Origin of the sequence: Mycobacterium sp., from assembly GCF_052145595.1 — a bacterium.
Taxonomy (GTDB): domain Bacteria; phylum Actinomycetota; class Actinomycetes; order Mycobacteriales; family Mycobacteriaceae; genus Mycobacterium.
Window position 1 is genome coordinate 1 of record NZ_JBKQOI010000125.1, and the last position, 4,924, is coordinate 4,924.

Annotated in this window: 6 protein-coding genes; 2 read left to right on the forward strand and 4 right to left on the reverse strand. The window is 66.3% G+C overall.

Going from position 1 to position 4,924, the window contains the following annotated elements; translation table 11 throughout:
• Together ACLP4W_RS11160 and rplA are read left to right on the forward strand one after the other, a co-directional pair.
• A partial coding sequence (locus tag ACLP4W_RS11160) for a 50S ribosomal protein L11 (protein WP_442386193.1) occupies positions 1 to 301 on the forward strand: 301 nt, incomplete at its 5' end.
• A gap of 74 nt (positions 302 to 375) precedes the next feature.
• Positions 376 to 1,083 carry a 50S ribosomal protein L1 gene (rplA, locus tag ACLP4W_RS11165; protein ID WP_442386194.1) on the forward strand — a complete coding sequence of 236 codons (708 nt, stop codon included), beginning with the start codon at positions 376 to 378 and terminating at the stop codon, positions 1,081 to 1,083.
• A 73-nt stretch (positions 1,084 to 1,156) separates the two neighbouring features.
• Here the strand turns inward: rplA and ACLP4W_RS11170 are convergent, their stop codons facing one another.
• The 4 genes from ACLP4W_RS11170 to ACLP4W_RS11185 form a co-directional block, all read right to left on the reverse strand.
• Entirely contained in the window at positions 1,157 to 2,383 is a 1,227-nt protein-coding gene (locus tag ACLP4W_RS11170) for an RNA polymerase sigma factor (RefSeq protein ID WP_442386195.1), read from the reverse strand.
• A gap of 5 nt (positions 2,384 to 2,388) precedes the next feature.
• A complete protein-coding gene (locus ACLP4W_RS11175; protein WP_442386196.1) occupies positions 2,389 to 3,087 on the reverse strand; it encodes a YciI family protein in 699 nt (232 codons plus the stop codon).
• Positions 3,088 to 3,192: 105 nt separating this feature from the next.
• On the reverse strand, positions 3,193 to 4,089 hold the full coding sequence (gene mmaA4 / locus ACLP4W_RS11180; RefSeq protein WP_442386197.1) for a hydroxymycolate synthase MmaA4: 897 nt from the start codon (positions 4,087 to 4,089) through the stop codon (positions 3,193 to 3,195).
• A gap of 115 nt (positions 4,090 to 4,204) precedes the next feature.
• A partial coding sequence (locus ACLP4W_RS11185) for a cyclopropane mycolic acid synthase family methyltransferase (protein ID WP_442386198.1) occupies positions 4,205 to 4,924 on the reverse strand: 720 nt, incomplete at its 5' end.

Below are 4,924 nucleotides of genomic sequence, written 5' to 3' on the forward strand. Positions count from 1 at the left end.
GTACAACGCTGCCACGGAGAACCAGCGCGGCCAAGTCATCCCGGTGGAGATCACGGTCTACGAGGACCGCAGCTTCACTTTCGCGCTCAAGACACCGCCCGCCGCCAAGCTGCTGCTCAAGGCCGCGGGCGTGGGCAAGGGCTCGGCGGAACCGCACAAGACCAAGGTCGCCAAGGTCAGCTGGGATCAGGTTCGCGAGATCGCGGAGACCAAGAAAGCCGATCTCAACGCCAACGACATCGACGCCGCCGCCAAGATCATCGCCGGAACAGCCCGGTCGATGGGCATCACCGTCGAATAATATTTCCACGCGCGTGGGAGGGCCAGCTTCGGCCCGCTTGATAACCACGACCCAACACCAGATTGGATGAATCAATGAGCAAGAACAGCAAGGCATACCGCGCCGCCGCCGAGAAGGTGGACAGGACCGGCCTGTACACCCCGCTGGAGGCAGCCAAGCTCGCCAAGGAAACGGCGTCGACCAAGCAGGACGCGACCGTCGAGGTGGCGATCCGGCTCGGCGTCGACCCGCGCAAGGCAGACCAGATGGTCCGCGGCACGGTCAACCTGCCGCACGGCACCGGCAAGACGGCCCGGGTCGCAGTGTTCGCAGTCGGCGAAAAGGCCGAACAGGCGCAGGCCGCCGGCGCCGATGTGATCGGCAGCGACGACCTGATCGAGAAGATTCAGGGCGGCTGGCTGGAATTCGACGCCGCCATCGCGACCCCCGACCAGATGGCCAAGGTCGGTCGCATCGCTCGCGTGCTGGGCCCACGTGGCCTGATGCCGAACCCCAAGACCGGCACCGTCACCCCCGACGTCGCCAAGGCCGTGTCCGAGATCAAAGGCGGCAAGATCAACTTCCGCGTGGACAAGCAGGCCAACCTGCACTTCGTCATCGGCAAGGCGTCTTTCGACGAGAAGAGCCTGGCGGAGAACTACGGCGCTGCGATCGACGAGGTGCTGCGGCTCAAGCCGTCCGCATCGAAGGGCCGCTACCTGAAGAAAATCACCGTGTCGACGACGACGGGGCCGGGCATTCCGGTCGACCCGGCCATCACCCGCAACTTCGCGGAGGCCTGACCTTCGTCGCCGAGCGTCGAGTTGTTGCGCGATTCTGGCCGGAATCGGCCCGACAAGTCGACGCTCGACTAATTCAGTCGGAGCACTCGGCGATGCGCCGCCGCAAGAAGTTGCGGCCCGGTTCGGATCCGTTGGACTCCAACGCCGTTCGGTACCACGTGACGGCTTCGGCGGGTCGTCCCGCCCGCCGCAACAGATCGGCGCGCACCGTCGTGACGAGATTGGAGCGGGCCAGCCGCGGATCGTGTGCCACCTTGTCCAGGGCGGCCAGGCCGGCGTCGGGGCCGTCGCGGAAACCGACCGCCAGCGCGCGGTTGGCGCGCACCACGGGCGAGTCGGTCATCTGCAGCAGCCGGTCATAGGCCGCGCAGATGGCCGGCCAATCGGTCTGGTCCCAGGACGGCGCCGTCGCGTGCAGTGCGGCGATAACCGCTTGCGGCAGATAGGGGCCCGTCGATCCCTCGGCCCGCCGCAATCGGTCCAGCCCGCGGGAGATGCGGCCGCGGTCCCATCGGCGACGGTCCTGATCCTCGAGCGGCACCAGCATCCCGGTGTCGTCCACCCGGGTTGCCCGTCGCGAATCATGCAGCAGCACCAGGGCCGTCAAGGCATGCGCCTCCAGCTCGTGCGGCATCAGCGCGCACAGTTCCCCGGCCAGCCGCACCCCCTCGTCGCACAGCTCGTCACGAATCGCCGACGGGCCTGCCGTCGACCAATAACCCTCGGTGAAAACCGAGTAGATGCAACTGAGCACGTGCGGCGTGCGCTCGGGGAGCAGCTCGGCGGGCGGCACCCGCAGCGGGATGTTGGCATGCCGAATCTTGTTCTTGGCGCGAGTGATTCGCTGGCCGATCGCGGCCTCGGTCTGCAGCAGCGCGCGGGCGATTTCGCCGACGGTCAACCCGGATACCAACCGCAGCGTGAGCGCCAGTTGCGACTGGCGGTCGAGCGCCGGGTGCGCACAGGTGAACATCATCCGCAGCTCGTCGTCGAGCACCGGATGCGGGTCGGTGTGATCGACACGTGCCCGCATAGCGTGGATGTCACTCACGACGTAGGCCGATTCCTTTCCGGGACGCACGGATTCGCGGCGTAACCGATCCCGGGCGCGGTTGCGGGCGACGGTCACCAGCCAACCGCCCGGACGATCGGGCACACCGTCGCGCGGCCAGGTGCGCAGCGCCTCGGCGCAGGCTTCCTGGACGGCGTCCTCGGCGACGGTGAGGTCCCCGGACCACCGCGCCAGCGCGGCGACGGCGGGGCCCCACTCCCGGCGGAAGACGCCGTCCAGGTTGGTCATTGCGGCTACAGCTGCGAGACACCCGCCAGTTGCCGCACCTGCACCCTTGAAGCCGGGATCATCGATGCGACCTTGACGGCCTCGTCGCGGTCGGCGGCGCTGAGCACATAGAAGCCGTTGGCGACCTCGGCGCCTTCCACGTACGGCCCGTCCGTGATGAGGACCTCGCCATCGCGCACCCGCACGGTGGTCGCCGTCGACGGTGGATGCAGGCCGGCACCGCCCTTGATGTGCTGACCGGCCGCAGCCCCGAACTGCTGGTGGGCGACGGCCAACGCCTCCCACCGCGGCGAGCCGGGCTCGGCCGCCCGGTCGGGCGGCTCCAGCAGCAGGGCAATCCAGTTGGTGCCCTCCAGCGGTTGCGCCGGAACCCCCGGAGTGGCCACCGGCCACACCTCGACGGCCCCGTGCTTGGCAGCCGGGATGTCGCGGGCCAATGCCAACACCTCGTCGAGGTTTTCGGCTTCGAAAACGTAGTAGCCGCCGGCCACCTCGGCACCTTCCGCGAACGGGCCGTCCGTGATGACCGGCGCGTCGGGCCCGCCGGTGATGTCGACCGCGGTCGCCGCCGGCAGCAGGGCATCACCGCCGCGGATCGCCGACGCCGCCTTGGCGTGGAAGCCCTGGTAGGCGGCCATCTCCGCTGCGCCTTCTTCGGGCGTGCGGTCTCGCTCCCCGCTGATCAACAAGGCGAAGTACTGCATTTGTTGTCACCTCCGGTAGTGAGCGAAACCCTGTGTTCCACTCTCTACCGTTTCGACGAACAGCGCGCGGGCAATCCGACATCCGCGCGAAAAATCAGGCCAGAACTAGTCCAAGGCGCCCGGCTTTAGGTAGGTCGCCAGGCTGCAGTCCAGCATCTCGTCGGCGAAGTAGTGCTCGCAGCCACGCAGATACTTCATGTACCGGTTGTAGACCTCCTCGGAGGTCACCTCGATGGCCTTGTCCTTGTTGGATTCCAGCGTGTCGCCCCAGATCCGCAGTGTCTTGACGTAGTGGGGCCGCAGCGAAAGTGGTTCGGGGACGACGAAGCCCGCCTTCTCGCCGCGTTCGACCATCATCTCGGTGGACGGCAGCCGGCCGCCCGGGAATATCTCGGTGATGATGAACTTGATGAACCGCATCGTCTCGAAGGTCAACTTCTTACCGCGGGCGGCCATGTTGTAGGGGTGGTAGCTGACGCTGCTCTGGACGGTCATCCGGCCGTCGTCGGGCATGATGTCGAAACACCGCTTGAAGAAGTCGTCGTACTTCTCGTGCCCGAAGTGCTCGAAGGCCTCGATCGACACTATCCGGTCGACGGGCTCGTTGAAGTCCTCCCAGCCGTGCAGCCGCACCTCGCGTGACCGGTTGGTGTCGAGCTCCGCCAGCACCTGCTCGCTGCGGGCGCGCTGGTTCTTGGACAACGTCAGGCCGATGACGTTGACGTCGAACCGCTCGACGGCGCGCCTCATGGTGGTGCCCCAACCGCAGCCGATGTCCAGCAGTGTCATGCCCGGCTTGAGGTCCAGCTTGTCCAGGTTGAGGTCGATCTTGGCGTATTGGGCCTGTTCGAGCGTGAGATCCGGTGGCTCGAAGTACGCGCAGCTGTAGGTCCGGGTGGGGTCCTGGAACAGGGCGAAGAAGTCATCGGAGAGGTCGTAGTGCGCCTGTATGTCTTCGAAGCGCGTCCGCGTGTTCGCCGGGCCAGTCGGTTGCTTAGCCATTTTCGTCTTGTTCTCCTGGATGAAATTCACTGCCTAAAACGCACGCACGCATCGGCGGATCGTGTGACGTGCAACGATACCCAAGCTGGCAGGGGCCCGTTCGTAGGCACGAAGTTTACTTTTCCAACGTGAACTGGTTGACGTCGATGTAGCCGACCCGGAATGCGTCGGCGCAGCCGGTCAGGTACTTCATGTAGCGCTCGTAGACCTCTTCGGACTGAATCTCGATGGCCTCGCCCTCGTGAGCTTCCAGCGCCTCGGCCCACAGGTCAAGCGTCCAAGCGTAGTGCGGCTGCAGCGACTGGCGCCGGGTCAGTCGGAAGCCCGCCTTCGACGAGCGCTCCTCGACCATCTCTATCGACGGCAACCGGCCGCCGGGGAAGATCTCGGTGATGATGAACTTGATGAAGCGGGCCGTCTCGAACGTCAGAGGTATGCCACGCTCGGCGCACTGCGGCCCCGTCAACCCGGTGATCGTGTGCAGCAGCATTACGCCGTCAGCGGGCAGCACGGTGTGGGCCATCGCGAAGAAGTCGTCGTAACGATCGTGACCGAAGTGCTCGAAGGCACCGATCGACACGATCCGGTCGACGGGCTCCTCGAACTGCTCCCAGCCTTCCAGCAGCACCCGCCTGGTGCGCGGGCTGTCCATTTCTTCGAACGAGCTCTGCACGTGGGCGGCCTGGTTCTTCGACAGGGTCAGGCCGACCACGTTCACGTCGTACTTGTCGATGGCGCGGCGCATGGTGGCGCCCCAGCCGCAGCCGACGTCGAGCAGCGTCATGCCCGGCCGCAGGCCCAGCTTGCCCAGCGCCAGGTCGATCTTGGCGATCTG

Bases quoted from the DNA above. Each gene is read 5' to 3' on its own strand.
- rplA (WP_442386194.1), top strand. From the start codon at position 376: ATGAGCAAGAACAGCAAGGCATACCGCGCCGCCGCCGAGAAGGTGGAC.
- mmaA4 (WP_442386197.1), bottom strand. From the start codon at position 4,089: ATGGCTAAGCAACCGACTGGCCCGGCGAACACGCGGACGCGCTTCGAA.
- ACLP4W_RS11175 (WP_442386196.1), bottom strand. From the start codon at position 3,087: ATGCAGTACTTCGCCTTGTTGATCAGCGGGGAGCGAGACCGCACGCCC.
- ACLP4W_RS11170 (WP_442386195.1), bottom strand. From the start codon at position 2,383: ATGACCAACCTGGACGGCGTCTTCCGCCGGGAGTGGGGCCCCGCCGTC.